Origin of the sequence: Terriglobus sp. RCC_193, from assembly GCF_041355105.1 — a bacterium.
Classification (GTDB): Bacteria; Acidobacteriota; Terriglobia; order Terriglobales; family Acidobacteriaceae; genus Terriglobus.
This window is the reverse complement of sequence record NZ_JBFUPK010000001.1, coordinates 487,135-503,003: the sequence shown is the minus strand read 5'-3', so window position 1 is coordinate 503,003 and position 15,869 is coordinate 487,135. Positions and strand designations below refer to the sequence as shown.

The following is a 15,869-nucleotide window of genomic DNA, read 5'->3' as shown; positions in this document are numbered from 1 at the left end:
CAACTCGCACCACTGCCTGCAAGGAGCCACACACTGGCTCCTTGCAGGCATTTCGGTATCAATGATGTTGCTGGACGCGGCAAACACCTCCGGGAACGGTGTAATCCATCTCTATCAGCCGGGCGGTACGGCCACCGCTACCGTCGGCGGAACCGCCATCCCGGGCGCCGACCCGCGTTACCTGTCCTGCAACGGCCAGGAAAACGTCCTGTGCGCCGGCCAGATCAATGCGGTCGCAAAGCGTATTTTGAACATGTTCCCATTGCCCAATTCGGCTAACTCGTCGCAGGTGTTCAATAACTACACCATTCCGGCAACGGCGATCACAAACAACACGACACAGTACGATGCTCGGCTTGATTACAACTTCTCGCCGAAAGACCAGATGTTTGGGCGTTACAGCTATTCGAACAATCCCACGAACTACGTTCCTCCGTTCGGTTCGCTGGATGGTGGCGGGTTTGGTTCTTCAGGCCAGAACTCGAACTACTCCAAGAGCGGCGTGTTCTCAGAGACTCATTTCTTCAACCCCACATTGTCGAATGAGTTCCGAGTCGGCTACAACTGGCTGTATGCGTCGTACCTGGGTCCGGAGGCGTCAAACAGCGGGTTCGCTTCCAGCCTCGGGTTGGGTGGTCTTCCCACGGGCAAGAACCTTGGTGGTCTGCCGAACATCAACTTCGGTGGCTATATCAACTCCATCGGAACCGCAGGGTATGTTCCGTCAGACGAGCGTCAGAACGTTCTACAGATCATCGACAACGTGAATAAGGTTCTGGGCAGGCACACGCTGAAAGCTGGCATCAACTTCCAGCATGTGCGGTTCTAAGGCTTGCAGCCCCCCAGCGGTCTGGGAACACAGAATTTCTCCGGTACCTACACGTCGAACCCTGCGGACTTCGTGAATGTCTCCGGTTCGGGCGTAGCCGACTTCCTGATGGATCAGATGAACAGCTCCTCACTGAGCACGGTGGCGCCGTTCACCGATCTGCGTTGGTACTATGCAGGGTTTCTGCAGGACGACTGGAAGCTCACTCCTCGCTTCACGCTTAACCTTGGCATTCGTTGGGAATACTCACAACCTATCCGCGAACGCAACAATCAGCATGCCAACTTCTATGGCACATACGCTGGCATGAACCAGGGTACCGGCACCCTGCTGATCCCTTCATCGCAATCGGGTTATCCGTTCTCAGCGGAGCTTACCAGTGCGTTGGCTGCGGACAACATTAACGTGCAGTACACCATCAACAATTACCTGGTGAACCCGAAGAGGTATAACTTCGCTCCGCGTGTAGGCTTCTCCTACCTGGTGGATCCGAAGACAGTGCTCCGCGGCGGCTTCGGTATGTTCTACGGCGGCCTTGAGAACATCGGCCTTGGTCTGAACCTTGCATACAACGCACCGTTCTTCGTGAATGCGAGCTTTATCCCGACACCGAACCAGTGCTACAACCTGAATGGAACGGTGAACTGCCCAACAAACGGACAGACCCTTGAAACGGGCTTCGGCACGGCTGCTACCAGTAACGCAGCACTGGCAGCAGCATCCGGTGTCAGCACCATTTATGCCCAGGATCAAAACGCCAAAAGTTCTTACAACATGGCGTACAACCTGAGCCTGCAGCACTCGCTGTCCAGCACCATGTCATTCACCATCGGCTACCAGGGCAACCAGAGCCGTCACCTCCGCTCAAGCTATAACGCGAACACCTATGCGGGGTATGTTCCCGCCGGCGCAAATGGCCAGCTCTACCAGCCGTTTTATGATTTCTCGATCGTGAACGTCACCAGCGGCGGCATTGCCCGCTACGATTCGCTGCAGGCGAAGATCGAGAAGCGGTACGCTGGTGGGCTGTACTTTCTGGGCAGCTACACCTTCGCACACTGCCTGGATGTAACAATCGGCCAATCCTCTTCGTCACGGGAGATCATTCGTTCACGCGCAGAGGCTTCATGTTCTTCGTAAAGACTCCTATCCACCACTTCAACGAAACGCGACAGATGATCGAGCACGAGAATTCCGGGGCCAGGGTCGATTCGACGTTTCTCTGAAGATGGAAGGAATGTACTTGCGTGCATCCGCAAAACAGATGTCCGGTGCGTAGAACGATACGGAGTCTTCGCAGGTTTCAAGAAAGCTACGCACGCGAACCTCGAAGACGGCACGGAGGATGTTCGCATCGAGCACAACCCGCTTCTGCTCTGTCATCGCTTCTGCTTACTCCGCCATTCTTTGAAACCAGCGACTGCTTCGTCCTCGAGATCCCCTCGGCATCCAGGATCTCCTGCCAGCGGGTCGCGGCCTCGCGCAGTGCTTCCTTATCCGTCTCGCTCCGCTTACGACGGGCAGGGATGAAGTAGCCCACCGTATCGCCGTGACGGGTGATCACCACAGGTGATTCCGATTCCAGGAGATAGGTGGCAAGCTTGTCTCGGAACTCTCTCATGCCAACCTTCACGGCTTCCGTAGCATGGCTCCTTGCGTACCAGTGCGTACGCAAGTGTGCCACGTCAGAGATATTGGACCCGCGACCTCTGCCTTCCCGCAACAGAAGTCTCGGTTGAAATCCGACGTAAAAGTGGCCGAAATTCTCCGAGAACCGAGGGACAGGGCAAAGGTTTAGAGGGGCAAAGGTCATGGGGCCGATAAGGGTCCATTACGCTCCAACCAGGGCTTTCTGCGGGTCCATCTCACCCGCCTTCTGACCCACGCTGGGAACCATCATCTGAACAACCTTGCTCTGTGCTGCCCGCTTGTGCGAGTTCACGGCCTGCGTGTGAACATCGAGCGTGATCTTGCTGTTGGCGTGCCGCAAAAGCTCGTGGACGGTCTTCACGTCTTCCCCGTTGGCCTTCAGCAGTGTGCCGAAGGAATGACGGAAGGTATGCCAACCGATGTTCTTGTTGATGCCGTTCGCCCTGGCGACCGGCTTGATGTACCGCTTCATGAGATTGTCCGGCCAATGGGTTGTTCCCCCTTCATGGTCGGGCTGGCAAAGACCCAATCCTCTTGCGTTGGATAAGGACTCTTGTTTCGCCACTGAACTCGGCTAGCTTACGCGAGGACTTTTCCGATGTGGCCGGGGCCAAGAATACCGATTTTCATGTTTGCTCTTTTCCGTTCAGAGTTCGATCCGGATGAAGGCAGCGCGCCACACTCCATTCGGCCCCCTGCAACCTCACCGTCGGGCCGTGACCTCGCGGTTGCGCGCTATGATCTGCTCATGGCTGAGTGGGGCCTTCGCCTCCATGAAGCCCTTTATCAGCGCGTCGCGATCACGGGGCGCGCGTGCCTTGTCCGCCGCCGATAACGCATCCTGAAGATCAGGCAGCGTCAGTTCCGTGCAATAGGCGGGTGTGCCCGGCTGCTGGCGCCAGGAATTCGCGAGATCGCCGGCATCCAATGCGTCGAAACCGGTGATTTCCACCAGTCGCATCGCAGTGTTTTTTGCCCTTGCGTTATCACCGGCGACAGGGATGGCGATGCGGCCTTTCGTGCCCTGCGGCATTCCTTTTTCGGAAAGGGTGGCGGACAGCATCGCATTCCACGCCTTGATGACTGGTCGGCCAATCCGTTCACTCACCCATATGCTTTCGGGTTTGCCGTTATCGATCTCTGTGATTGCACCGTCACGGAAGGGATAGTAATTCGAGGTATCAATCACAACAACGTCCGTAGGAACACCACTCAGGACGCTTGCCAGATCGGGATTCTTCGCGAAAGGGACCGATAAAATCACAATTTCAACGTCCTTTACCGCTTGTTCCTTGCTAACGGCAGTAGCACCGAGTTCTTGGGCGAGGTCGCGAATGGTCTCCGGCCCTCTCGAATTTGCAATTTTTACTTCGTCGCCATGCGCTACCAGTTTTCGAGCAAGTGTCGCGCCGATATTGCCGGAACCAATAATGCCGATCTTCATGAGAATCTCCTTCTTAAGGGTGTTGAGTATCTGCTCAATCAGTAGCTGGGCGTGCAAACGCGTCAAGCGTATCGCGGAGCTGAGCCAACTCCCGATTGGTAAAGTTGCAGGCGGTCTTGATCTTTTCAGTGATGCCCCAGATGTCATCGCGCATGGCTGCGGCTGCTTCGGTGAGGTTAATGAGGACACGGCGTTCATCGCCCGGATCGCGTCTCCGTGTCACCATGCCTGATACTTCAAGCCGCTTGAGCAGGGGCGTGATCGTTCCGGTGTCCATACCTAGCGTTGCCCCCAACTCTCCTACGGCACAGGGTGCGCTGCTGAATAGTTCGAGCACCACCAGATACTGTGGAAACGTCAGGCCAAGCGGCTCAAGAAATGGCTTATGCAAGCGCGCCATGCGGTTGGCCGCGCCATAAAGGGCAAAAGAGAGTTGCATACTCACTCTGCGGTCTCTCTTGGATGTACTCTTCGACATGCATTCCCATAGCGCGCTATTAACTAGCGCGCTAGATAATATTACACTACGACCGTTGATATCAGGAGGAACAGGATGAGTCCCGTTTTCTGCTCCTCCAAGCAGCATTTGAAACTGTCTCCTGTTCGCGATTCCCTTCTCTGCCGCCAACGGCCCTCGCGCAAGTGTCTATGGTGATACGGCTGTTGGCATGACGGAAGAAGTTCTTGAGCGATCTTCGCATCCACACCAGGCGACCGCAGATTCGCGGCAAGCAAATGGCCAAAAGCTATGCCATCCAATGATGGCCCCGACGATGCCGGCGGCGTTATGCATTCTCGTATGGCTGCTTCGCAGATCGTCTGAATCTGACTGAAGTCCATGCGCAAGGTACTTGGCTCTCAGCACGAGGCTGGTGTTCTCGAATCGGCCCAAGCGTCACGTGGCGGGAACTATGCGGGCGACGGCTGCGATCCCACGAGTCCTTCTGGCCCGTTTTCGTTATAGCGAGTTCATCCAGCGATAGAAATGCAACGATGCGATTCTGACGGTGCAAACGACGGCACAAAAAGATGTAATTACACCTACTTTCAGATGTCCGCGGTGCTCCTGAAATCAATAACGTACACTTCTCTTTGTTCTGTCGCGGTAGAGGCGCGTCGTTCTCGCCACTGACCTAAGAAATACGTCGATTTAGCGGCATAAACGGCGGTAATCCAAACGACTCGGCAAGGAATGAGACGCTGTGGCTTCTCACTGCTACTCCTCTCCATCAACAATTTTCTATCTGCTTCTCGCTGGCCAATTCTGTTTCATCGCGGCAAAATGTACAACGCAGGCGCTTCGCTTGGCTAACCGAAATCGGATATCGCCAATGAAGCTCACATCGTTTCAACGAATGTCATCGGGTGGTATGGCTGTACCGCACAACGCGAACCATTGGCATGTTCCATTGTCTCTGGCGGATTATTGCCCATTCCTGTTACCCGACACGGAATCAGCACTCATCTCGCCTCATTCGCTGCGTACGATCTCTTCCCTGTCCGAAACACTCCCTCCAGTCCCGAGGATTGCCTTGGAGTTTCGCCTGCGGGACGGAGAAACGCAGGTCGACCTGCAGCAGCAATTTCGACGTAACGATGGCGTCTATCCGCAATTGGCGCACTATCTCTCATCGCCAGCGCTCTCAGGAGTAGATGGCCTCGAACACTTTGCCAACGAACTCTCAGACGTCAGCAGTGTTCTATCGCGCCATGTTGACGAAATTTTTCTTGAATTCGATCTGCCCTTCGGTCGCGAGCCATCCTTTCCCTCAATATTTCTTTCCTTACCGGATGATCCGGCTACCGCACGTGAAGTTGCAGCGCGAGCTATCAATCTTCTCTCAGGACAGGCCTCGTCCAATTTGCAAACTGCAGTAGATCACTGCATAGGAACATGTAAGAACGGGGAGTTCGTCTCCGGTCTGGGACTCATGCTTGGACGCACTGGCGATTTCGTGCGGATCAACGTGAAACGACTTCTTCCATCCACCGTGGAATGCTATCTTGCCGGCATCGGCTATTCCGGTAATTGCCGTGCAGCGGCCGAACAATTTACCGCATCACTGACCAACGCTGATCGGGTGACCCTGGCTTTGGACCTGAAGCCTCAGAGCGATACAGTTCAAGTTCTTCCGCGCATTGGCATGGAATGTTTCTTCGATGAACAGCCAGATGCCGACCCTCTATGGGAACAGACACTCAGCGAACTCTGCGAGGACAATCTGTGTAGCACTGCAAAGCTGCATGCGTTGATGGCGCTGCCTGGAGAGACTTTGCCAATCAGCACAGAAACACCGTGGCCATTGGATCTGATTGCACAATCGACTGCGCAGCCCGAAGACCACTTCTCCGCTTTCGTGCGCAAGCTCTATCATCTGAAGCTCAGCGGCGAACCAGGGGGACAATGGGAAGCAAAGGCTTACCTTGGCGCCTCGCATGAATGGATCGCACCGGCAGCAACGCGTTCATGGAAGGCACCCAGCGGCCCCCCTCGCAAAACAACGCTTCGCGACGAACAAACCCCGCATGGCATTTCAGATGCGATCGAAGCTGGCACACATCGGCTGCTTCGGTGTCAGCCGCAAAGCGGTTTGTGGCGCGACTTTAAAACGCCGTCACTCAGTGATGAGTGGGTGAGCGCATTCATTGCCTTCCATCTTCTGGATACAGACTTCCCTTCTGTGCGCGATGCTGCAGAAGAATGCGCTGCAGCTCTGCTGCGAACGCAGCGAAGCGATGGCGGGTGGGGATATTGGATTCATCAGGCACCAGATGCAGATAGCACGGCATGGGTGCTGCACTTATTGAAACGTCTCCATCTCGAGCATAGCGAAGCGTTCAAGAATGGAATGAATTTTCTTCGACGTCATACCTCTGAGAATGGCGGCGTCCGCACATATGCAGATCATGTGCAACTCTCCACGCGAATGGGCATGGCAGTGGACGAATCGTTTGGCGGTTGGGAGCAAACCCACATATGCGTCACGGCAGCCGCAGCCCCACTCCTTCCCGACACTTCACTCGTATTTCTTCGCCGTCTGCAGCGTAATGGCCACTGGTCAGGCTATTGGTGGCATGGCGATGCCTATCCAACCGCTATGGCTGTATCTGCCCTGGCAGGTAGAAGTGAATATGCCGATATCGTAAGTGCAGCACAACGATGGGCTGCCGCTTCCATACTTGAGATCGGCAACAGTAAAGAGAGGAATGCGTTTGATCTCGCGTTCTGCCTCAAGGCACTTTGTGCCGCCGACCTCCACCACCATTCACAGCAAATACATTTCGCAATAGAGCTTTTGCTCCACCTTCAGATAGAAGATGGATGGCTGCCCGCAGCGCGTATGCGGATTCCATTGCCATCAACCATTGTCTGTAATGGGAACGAGAGGGTTCACCTGGACTATCGCGGCAACTTTACGACTGCGGCCGTGGTATCCGCACTGGCGATAGCGCAACGTGCATTGCAACAACAGGGGAACAGCCTGTGAGCCTGGCCAGCGCTTTGCAATTCATTCGAACATGCCGAACCGATGAATCGCTTCGCACTGCTTCGTTACCCTGTAACGATCTGGCTGATGCAGAATCAGCTACCGCAAGTGACTACAACTTTACACGACAGGAACTGGCAGAAGCATTTCGTCTTGATTGGACTGCACGGTGGCTCCATTATCATCAGGATCAACGATGACACGCTCTATCCCAGACGTCGACTGCAGTACAGAGGACCGGGTTGAGGCGGATCCACCTCTGCGTTGCAACAAATGGACATTACTTCTTCCAGTGTTCTTAATTCTGGCTTTTCGCTGTCTGCTCTTGCTCTTCCCGCTTGGCACGCTTGCCCGGTTTCTCGGATTACGCTTTAAAGCAACAAGCGGAATCGATGATCGCCACCGTCCCTTCGTAAACGCGGTGCGAGACCGCATGTCATTCATCAACATCCACTACCCAATGCTGGGCGACTGTGTACCTCAATGCCTTGCGGCAGGAATGATGTTGCGGTTGCGTAGTGTGGATACAACATTGCACTTTGGGGTAATCAAGTCACCTTTTCCTGGCGATCCGCTACAAGCCCACGCATGGCTCTCTGCCGGAAGCATCGTTGTCACTGGCGGAGGCTCCAGCGCTGTCTATCAGGAATTGGGGTTGTCTAAGCCATCGAATACCTAACGAGTCGAAATAAACTATGAAAATTCTTGAGCCAGTAGATGACACGCTCTCAACACAGGTGGGAGAAGAGATCATTCTCCTTTCCATGAGAGAAGCCAATCCGAAATACTTCGGCCTGCACGGCAGCGCAATACGCATGTGGCAGTTAATCGAGACCAAAACACACTCCGAAGAGATGATCTGTGCCGTACTCCAGGAAGAGTTTGAAGCACCGGAAGAACAGGTTCGTCAGGATGTTGCGAACACGCTGAATGGACTTGAAAGCCGCAACCTGATCCGGCGGCGTTGAAACGATGTCAGCTTTTGCAAGCCTCATCAGAAATAACGCCAAGCCGGATGAAGAGACGCTCCGGTCGTTGTCTCTTGCGATGGCCTCTTTTGGCAAAAGCGTGTTGCATTCCAACACGGCAAACCATTTCCAGGTACTGCGCACAGCGGCATCTGTAGAACGAGAGCCAGAGTTCGTCGCCGACGAAAACGGTGTATCCGCCGTGGGGAATATCCGCTGGACCGCGCGAGAAGAATTGGTTCGCACACTCAATGCTTCTTCCGCCATGACGGATGCTGCACTGCTTCTGCTCGCCTATCGGCGTTGGGGCACAGACTTGTTGCTCCATGTACAAGGTGAATTTGCGTTTGTACTTTGGGATTCCGAACAGCACATAGCACTTGCTGCAACAGATCACTTTGGTATCCGTCCACTTTTCTACTCAGCTGCAACACAGGGGCTTCTCCTCAGCGATTCAGTTCCGGTGCTAAGAGACAGCAAGCTATGCGATATTGCGATGGACGAGAACTCCATTGCTGATTTCTTATCCATTGGCTTCATCATCGATGAGAGAGCGACATACTATCGCGGCATCCAACGGCTGGCGCCTGCAACGCGATTGATCTACAAAGATGGTCATATTCAGGTCGCTGCTTATTGGCAACCCCCTGCACAGGAAGAGTTGCTCCTGCTTCCACGGATCGAAGACTACGCGGAACAACTTCGCCATCTTCTTCTGCAGGTTGTCGCCGAACGTATCCCACTTGCTGGAGCAATCGGTGTGATGCTGAGTGGAGGTATGGATTCCACCTCCATTGCCGCATGCATCTGCCATGTCCTGGGGCGAGAGAGTGCCGCAGACCGCGTTACCGCATACACCCATGTCTCGCGAATCGTTCGGGAACGGGAGGGCCATTACGCTGCGTCGGTCACGAAGCATCTTGGTATTCGCCATCAGGTGTTCGTATCGGAAGATGCCATTGAAGAAAGCCTCCAACGGCACATGGCCGTCCGACCTCCACAACCATCACTCGAGCCCCCCTCTCTTGCGACATCGTTACCAGGACTTGAGATGGCTACTCAGGGAGGAACACTTTTCTCCGGCCAGGGCGGCGACGCGCAGTTTCGCCCGACACGTTGTGATCTGCAACGCATTGCAGCCACGGGTTTGCTGCGCACGCCTCTGCAATGCATTCGCTATTGGAAAACACTCGGCACAATTCCTGCGTTTGGTTGGCGGCCTTACCTGGCGCAGAAACTCGGAAAGCGCGGAGTTCATCTGCTACCGGTTTGGATTCATCCTTCATTCGCTCAGCGCACCGGCTTGCAAGACCGGCTTGACAAGTACCTCGCAACCCGAACAGCAGACGTGAACGAACTGCGTGGACCGTTCTGGACGAACCTGCTCGGCCTTGGCGTTTCCAGTCTTACAGGAGCTTCGTTCGACGTTTCCTATCCGTATTTCGACATTCGCCTGATGCGTTTTTCGTCATGCCTTCCAGACGACCTGCTATGGCACAAGAGGATTCTTAGAGAGGCGATGCGGACACTTTTACCCGATGATGTTCTACAACGGCCGAAGACTCCACTTGGATCAACTAAGGTGCTTCTTCAGATTGACCCACATCATCAGCAGCGACGGAGTGCGCTGCTTGACGAAACAGGATCCTCCATCACGCACATCGTGAATCTGGATGTTGTTCGACGATCAATTGCATCACCAGAAGCCGAAACGAGTCTGGGATTGGGCCGAATCGAGCTTTTACTGCGTTGGATCGCCAGATCAGCTTGACTTCCTTTTCATGACACGCCAGACTAACTGCACTGTAACTACAAGAGGTTCCCTGAATTGAATATCCGTAAAAAACCATACATCCCCGCAGCAATCTCCGATTATGGTGATGCGCAACAGATCACCAAGACAGTCAACTCCTCAACCAACACGATTGATACCAGCGGAAGTTCTTATACCTCTTAATCGGGATTTCCGATCTTAATACTTCCAGGTTGCTGCTCTAGTGAGCGGCAATCGCTTTTTCTAAGGAAATCAGAGCGCTTTAGCGATTGAATCAAGCCATTCCAAATCTCTACGGTCTAAAGATTTGTATATCGCCTTCTCCTTTTGAGGAAGGTGATCTTATCTGGAAGCACGAGACCGTCGAGGACATCGCTCATGATGATCGGCCCTCGCATTTCACCACCCAACGCGATGGCTGCCTTTGGGCCCATCACATCTACGGATTTCCTGACAAAGTCATTTGCGAGTTCAGTATTTCGCCTGACGGGCAACGTGTTTTCTCGCGCTCGCGGTCCACACTCCCACAACAAGACCTGTTAACGCTCTTCGCTGAGCCGGTCATGCGATCGGTATTCCGCGCACGTGATATCACTTCATTCCATGGCGCAGCACTCGAGCGCAATGGTCGGGCGGTTCTTCTGCTTGGAGCAAAAGAAGCAGGCAAATCCACTGCTGCTGCCATGCTGATGCAATCAGGATGGACGTTGCTCTCTGACGATCTGGTGCGGGTGAAACAAAACGGCGATCATTGGATGGTGCCAACCGGCTTTTGCCATTTGAAAATTTCGCTGCATACAGCCCAGACTTTAGGATTTGATCCTCATCAACTTCATCGACGCTGGACCATACCCGGTGCACCCGAAGATTCGCGGATCAACAAGTTCGTACTGGAGTGCAACGCGCCTGCATTACCGGAAACCCCATTGCATGCCATCTTTGTGATCGGTGAGCGCGGTCCACGCGATTCAGGCATACAGCTCAAACCGATGAGCGGTGTTGACCGACTGCGCGCGTTATTCGGCAATCTCACGATCGATCCCTGCATCGTGACACCCCCATCACCAGAGCAGCTACGAATTGTGAACCGCCTGCTGAGCGATATCGAGGTGCAGGCCGTCTCTTTCCCGAATGGAATTATCAGCGGTCTGACCCTGCCACGCTCTTTCCAGTGAATACAACCAATATCCGCCGTCCCATTCGGAAGATGCTCATGCCTTTGGGCGCTCTACATTCTTCGATGTAGAACGCATCCGTCTTACATCCCGATTCGTCACCACGGTGAAATGACGAGCTTAACTTCGAATCGATAGCCACAATTTTCTTCTTCGTGGAGACAACACGGACGGGAAGCATCGGCTCATGAGCAGACCACTTCGTGTAGCGGCTCGAGACGGATGCTATCTGACTTCTCTCGTTTCATGGGGACATGCTTCACTGCAGTTCGTTCCTATCATGAGAGGTCGATCAAAATATCATAGAGTTCGTTTTCTCCAACGGAATAGCCGAACAGCAATTCTCCAGACGGTGTTACATCGAGAACACTCGATGCATAGTCTTCATCGTAGCGTTCAGGCATCTTCCGTATCTCCACTGCCTTACCACTAGCAACCAGGTATTTCATCAAAACATAGCAGCCATTTTGTGCCTCAATGAAATAGAGAATGTTCTTCTTCCGATCCCACGCCTGCGCACCGATCGCACCAGATAAAGAAATGTCATGCCAGGTCTGAGTAGTTACATCAAACAACTTAAGCTTGGATTGATCATTCGTTACAGCGGACAGATAATGCGCGTCCGGTGACCATTTTACCGACGACAATCTCGCAGACCCTGGTAGCACTTCGATGCCATGATCACCAAGTTCCATAATGAAAATTGCACGTTCGAGGTGGTTTGCTCCTGCCCCAGACTCAAAAGCTATCTTCTCGCCTATCGGTGCATACGCAATCTGTCGAACGTCACGTATTCCGGCGACCACTTCTCGTGAACCACCATCTACTGCATTCACGCGCACAATTGTGTTTCCGCCATTTCGCTCTCGCACATAGATCAAACTATGATCATCCGGCGACCACTGTGGAGACTTTGCAAATTCGCCCGGTGTCGAAAGCTGAACACGTTCACTTCCATCAAGCCGGCTCTTCCAGAGCGTACCTTCAGGATGCAACGTATAAGCAACCCATTCTCCGTCGTGCGACACGCTCATCGACGACACTGAGACACCCCGAAGGAATGGTTCGAAGTCGCGGCTTAGCATCGTCAAGTAAAGACGGCTCTGTTCACCCATCGCATAAAGATGGTGCAAATCAGGGCTGAGCGTCGGTGATCTCCAGAAATCGACAGGCCCCGAGGCGATCTCCCAAGGATCACCCATAATTTTCCAGCGAAATAGCTTCTCCCGGCGAGCCCAGATAGAAGACGAACTCGAACTATCTACGACATAGACAAAATATTTTCCATTAGCACTCCACGAGCCACAACAAGCATGATGCTCGTGGATATCCCCTTTCAGAACCGGAGTCACGTTCCTGTCTGCAAGATTGACCTCATACAGACTTTCTTGATCATCGGCTTCATGCACAGAGAATCGGACTGATTTCCCATCAGGGGACCAGGATGGCCAGAAGGGAGTACCTGCGGTGGCGGCCAGTACCGACGCATTCTGCCCAACACTATCTGCAAGCATGACATGCTGCTGGGAAACATACACAATTTTCGTACCATCTGGTGACCACGTAGCCGATCGGCCAAATAATTCTGTTACGGATTGCGATGGATCTCCCTGCAACGTCGCTGCGCTGATAGGCGCATCGCGGTCATCTCTGGAAACCAACACTTCGGGGCGTTCGAAGTGGATCCCCGAGACATATGTGATTGCCGTACCCAACGCAGTAGCTGTTGTGGTTCCGCCATCAACAGGGACGGAGGCTAGATAGGATTTCTTGCCACGGAGTTCCGTAAAGAGCAGTGTTCCCTGGTGAAGGATCAAAGGAGCTCTGCTTATCTTGGTAAAGCCATCCCGAGTAAGCTTTGTCACTGCGCTCAGATCTTCTCTCTGTTTGTAAACACTCCCAACAATGGGTACAACAACGAAGACAAAGAGAGCGATTAGACCAATCAAGAGCGACGATTTCACGATCACTACCTGATGCCCCATTTGGTTCGGAACCTTAACTCCAAGATCCTGTCTTAATCGTTCAAGAGCATCACTGCATTCGGAATCCGGAGGGAATCGCAGATTACCCTGGTTTAGGGCCCCTACGGACATGCGATAACCCTTCTTGGGGATCGTCTCGATATATTCCCGCCCATTCGGCAACTTACCAAGAGCTTTTCGCAACATGAAAATCGTTTGGGTGAGGTTATGCTCCTCAACGATAACCCCCTTCCAGACGGTATCGAGAAATGCTTCTCGGCATACCACCTTTCCCTGGGCCTTTAACAGCAATGCGAGTGCCTCTCGCTGCCGTTGCGGCATATCAATTATCTCAATCCCGCGCATGACAACCATTTGGGTAGTCTCAAACGTGTATTCACCGAAATGCACTATCTGCTTCATATCAGGGACCTTGGGAAAAACCGTTGTTATTTGATCCACATCAATCGTGCATTTGAGGACTTCATCCCGCTGAATAATTAGCTTAATGAAGTTCCCGCACTATGAAGTTGATTCAGTACAACGGTAAGAATTTTTGCTGCGAGGGCTCTGCCCTTCTTTTAACTCTTAGGAGTTTTCCTATGTCTGCCACTAAAGTGCTTCATCCGCTTTCCGAGCGCAATCTACATATCAGTCCGCGACTCTCTGGTCGGTCTTTGATCTTATTCCTCTATCTACCGTCAATCTTCGTTACGTTACTAGGGGTTGCAGCACTGTCAATGTATTGGGCAGTGTTTTCTCTTAGGACACCAGGAACTCTCTCGGTAGCTATATCGGTCATTGTCCAGCTTGCATGGCTCATATCCCTCATTGAGGTATGGCTTCAGAACACCTATTCCGTTTTCCGCAGGAAACCTTCCGTGTTGGATGATCTTGACCTACGAAGTCGCGTTCACTCGTAGGAAGCTAATGCTTTCCACGGTCATTATCAGGGGAATTATCGAAACGATCTAACGATACTCCTAAATCTTTGCTTCCGGTACTAATTTCATCTCTCTGCGACATACAGGCCTCAAGGATCTCAACCATGCTCCGGACTCGAACGGTTGCTCTTATCAGCCCCTCTACTACCTTTCTGCACGCTGCTGTAACTGCTTTGACCTTTGAAGGCCATGAGGTCGTCGCCTTCGACGGACTTAAAGAGGCGATCCCCGCAATGCACAATAAGTCATTTGATGCCGTTGTCATCGATGTATCTGCCCGGCCACCGCGAGATCATCAATCTTTAGCTGAGCTTGTAAAGCTTGTTGGCAAGGATAGGGTCTGGATTGCTCTCCCCCTAGGCGTAAGCCCATGGACATCAGACGCAGAACATCTTGGCATCCTACATACACTTGGCGTTCCACTTCGCTCTGCCGAACTCGACGAGGTGATGACTTATCTTCAAGACATTCCAGTTTCATTAAGTTCCTACGATGTGACCGATCCTGTGCAGACACGGGCTGTACATATTGAGGACCTTCCGAACAACCGCTATTTCCTGGCCGCGAGCCCGGTAATGATGCGGATTTATGAGAACATCCGCCTGCTGGCTCAGGTCGATGCGCCAGTTCTCATCCTGGGTGAGAGTGGCGTGGGCAAAGACGTTATCGCCAATCTTCTTCACAAACATTCGCGCCGCGCAGCATACCCATTCTGCTCCGTAAACTGCGCCGCTCTGCCTCCAGATCTGCTTGAGAGCGAACTCTTTGGCTACGAGGCAGGCGCCTTCACCGGGGCTGTAAAGGCAAAGCCAGGCCGCTTCGAGCAGGCAGACAAAGGAACTCTTCTGCTGGACGAAATCGGTGAAATGAGTGCGCCAATGCAAGCGAAACTGTTACATGTTCTGCAGGACGGCCGCTATTCGCGCTTGGGTGCCAGGAGTGTATCTACCGCTGATGTCCGCGTTATTGCCGCAACCAATGTGAATATCGACACTGCCATTGAAGAAAAATTGTTTCGTGAAGATCTGTATTACCGCATCAGCACCTTTACTATCCGTGTGCCTCCGCTGCGGGAACGCAGGGAAGAAATACCATACTTGATCGAAGAGATGGTGAAACGGCAGGCAATGGCGTTTCACCAGGACCCGGTTTATATTTCACCGCGAATGATGTCTCTATTGCAGGAGTATGAATGGCCCGGTAACTTGCGTGAGCTGGGCAATGCGGTCATTCGCATGCAGGTACTAAAGGGACAGGAGTCCTCCATCTCCGACATTGAGGCCAAGGTCCTGGGTAAGGTTGCCAAGGTGCAGTCATGCGGCAGGGATGCACCTGAACCGGAAGCAAGTGTGAATGAGATGCGCTCGATCGTTAGGAATTTCAAAGATCAGACGGAAAGCCGATTGATCCAACAGGCGTTGGAAGAAGCACGATGGAATCGTCGGCAGGCAGCCTTAGCTCTACGTATCAGCTATCGCACCTTGCTCTATAAAATTGAGCATTACAGGTTAAAGGAAACCCGTGTTCCATTGCGTTTCCAGGCGGTACAGAGCAGCGGAACTTCCCTTCCGGCATAAAGTAACCATGAATCTCATCCAAGGTAACTACCTTAGTTCACGAATGGATATAGACA

General features: G+C 53.0%; 16 protein-coding genes. 9 read left to right on the top strand and 7 right to left on the bottom strand.

What is annotated here, in order from left to right; all coding sequences use genetic code 11:
- Positions 1 to 61 precede the first annotated feature (61 nt).
- The gene (locus AB6729_RS02050; protein ID WP_371079893.1) at positions 62 to 829 is read left to right on the top strand and encodes a hypothetical protein; all 768 of its coding nucleotides are present in this window, start codon (positions 62 to 64) and stop codon (positions 827 to 829) included.
- 3 nt (positions 830 to 832) lie between these two features.
- The gene (locus AB6729_RS02045; RefSeq protein WP_371079892.1) at positions 833 to 1,969 is read left to right on the top strand and encodes a TonB-dependent receptor domain-containing protein; all 1,137 of its coding nucleotides are present in this window, start codon (positions 833 to 835) and stop codon (positions 1,967 to 1,969) included.
- Here AB6729_RS02045 and AB6729_RS02040 read toward each other — a convergent pair.
- The 6 genes from AB6729_RS02040 to AB6729_RS02015 all read right to left on the bottom strand — a co-directional run bounded on the left by AB6729_RS02040 (position 1,873) and on the right by AB6729_RS02015 (position 4,362).
- A complete protein-coding gene (locus tag AB6729_RS02040; RefSeq protein WP_371081177.1) occupies positions 1,873 to 2,082 on the bottom strand; it encodes a PIN domain-containing protein in 210 nt (69 codons plus the stop codon). The genes AB6729_RS02045 and AB6729_RS02040 overlap by 97 nt on opposite strands.
- Entirely contained in the window at positions 1,988 to 2,212 is a 225-nt protein-coding gene (locus AB6729_RS02035) for a PIN domain-containing protein (protein ID WP_371079891.1), read from the bottom strand. Before AB6729_RS02035 ends, AB6729_RS02040 begins: the two co-directional genes overlap by 95 nt.
- Entirely contained in the window at positions 2,142 to 2,450 is a 309-nt protein-coding gene (locus tag AB6729_RS02030) for a hypothetical protein (RefSeq protein ID WP_371081210.1), read from the bottom strand. Before AB6729_RS02030 ends, AB6729_RS02035 begins: the two co-directional genes overlap by 71 nt.
- A gap of 210 nt (positions 2,451 to 2,660) precedes the next feature.
- Positions 2,661 to 2,951, bottom strand: coding sequence for a tyrosine-type recombinase/integrase (locus AB6729_RS02025; protein WP_371079890.1), 291 nt, complete (start codon positions 2,949 to 2,951; stop codon positions 2,661 to 2,663).
- 231 nt (positions 2,952 to 3,182) lie between these two features.
- A complete protein-coding gene (locus tag AB6729_RS02020) occupies positions 3,183 to 3,923 on the bottom strand; it encodes an NADPH-dependent F420 reductase (RefSeq protein ID WP_371079889.1) in 741 nt (246 codons plus the stop codon).
- Positions 3,924 to 3,957: 34 nt separating this feature from the next.
- Positions 3,958 to 4,362 carry a MarR family winged helix-turn-helix transcriptional regulator gene (locus AB6729_RS02015; RefSeq protein WP_371079888.1) on the bottom strand — a complete coding sequence of 135 codons (405 nt, stop codon included), beginning with the start codon at positions 4,360 to 4,362 and terminating at the stop codon, positions 3,958 to 3,960.
- Positions 4,363 to 5,455: 1,093 nt separating this feature from the next.
- Between AB6729_RS02015 and AB6729_RS02010 the strand changes: the two genes are divergently transcribed.
- The 6 genes from AB6729_RS02010 (at position 5,456) to AB6729_RS01985 (ending at position 11,328) form a co-directional block, all read left to right on the top strand.
- Complete coding sequence (locus tag AB6729_RS02010) at positions 5,456 to 7,411, top strand: prenyltransferase/squalene oxidase repeat-containing protein (protein WP_371079887.1); 1,956 nt, start codon at positions 5,456 to 5,458, stop codon at positions 7,409 to 7,411.
- A gap of 196 nt (positions 7,412 to 7,607) precedes the next feature.
- Positions 7,608 to 8,090, top strand: a complete 483-nt coding sequence (locus AB6729_RS02005) for a lasso peptide biosynthesis B2 protein (RefSeq protein ID WP_371079886.1) — start codon at positions 7,608 to 7,610, stop codon at positions 8,088 to 8,090.
- A 16-nt stretch (positions 8,091 to 8,106) separates the two neighbouring features.
- A complete protein-coding gene (locus AB6729_RS02000) occupies positions 8,107 to 8,379 on the top strand; it encodes a PqqD family protein (RefSeq protein WP_371079885.1) in 273 nt (90 codons plus the stop codon).
- A 4-nt stretch (positions 8,380 to 8,383) separates the two neighbouring features.
- Positions 8,384 to 10,150, top strand: coding sequence for an asparagine synthetase B (locus AB6729_RS01995; RefSeq protein WP_371079884.1), 1,767 nt, complete (start codon positions 8,384 to 8,386; stop codon positions 10,148 to 10,150).
- Positions 10,151 to 10,207: 57 nt separating this feature from the next.
- A complete protein-coding gene (locus AB6729_RS01990) occupies positions 10,208 to 10,336 on the top strand; it encodes a hypothetical protein (RefSeq protein WP_371079883.1) in 129 nt (42 codons plus the stop codon).
- Between the two features lie 86 nt (positions 10,337 to 10,422).
- Positions 10,423 to 11,328 (top strand): hypothetical protein, encoded by a 906-nt coding sequence (locus AB6729_RS01985; RefSeq protein ID WP_371079882.1) that lies wholly within the window; start codon positions 10,423 to 10,425, stop codon positions 11,326 to 11,328.
- 278 nt (positions 11,329 to 11,606) lie between these two features.
- Here AB6729_RS01985 and AB6729_RS01980 read toward each other — a convergent pair whose 3' ends face one another.
- Positions 11,607 to 13,715: a winged helix-turn-helix domain-containing protein gene (locus tag AB6729_RS01980; protein ID WP_371079881.1), complete on the bottom strand. Its 2,109-nt coding sequence runs from the start codon at positions 13,713 to 13,715 to the stop codon at positions 11,607 to 11,609.
- A 625-nt stretch (positions 13,716 to 14,340) separates the two neighbouring features.
- Between AB6729_RS01980 and AB6729_RS01975 the strand changes: the two genes are divergently transcribed.
- A complete protein-coding gene (locus tag AB6729_RS01975) occupies positions 14,341 to 15,813 on the top strand; it encodes a sigma 54-interacting transcriptional regulator (protein WP_371079880.1) in 1,473 nt (490 codons plus the stop codon).
- Positions 15,814 to 15,869: the final 56 nt, after the last annotated feature.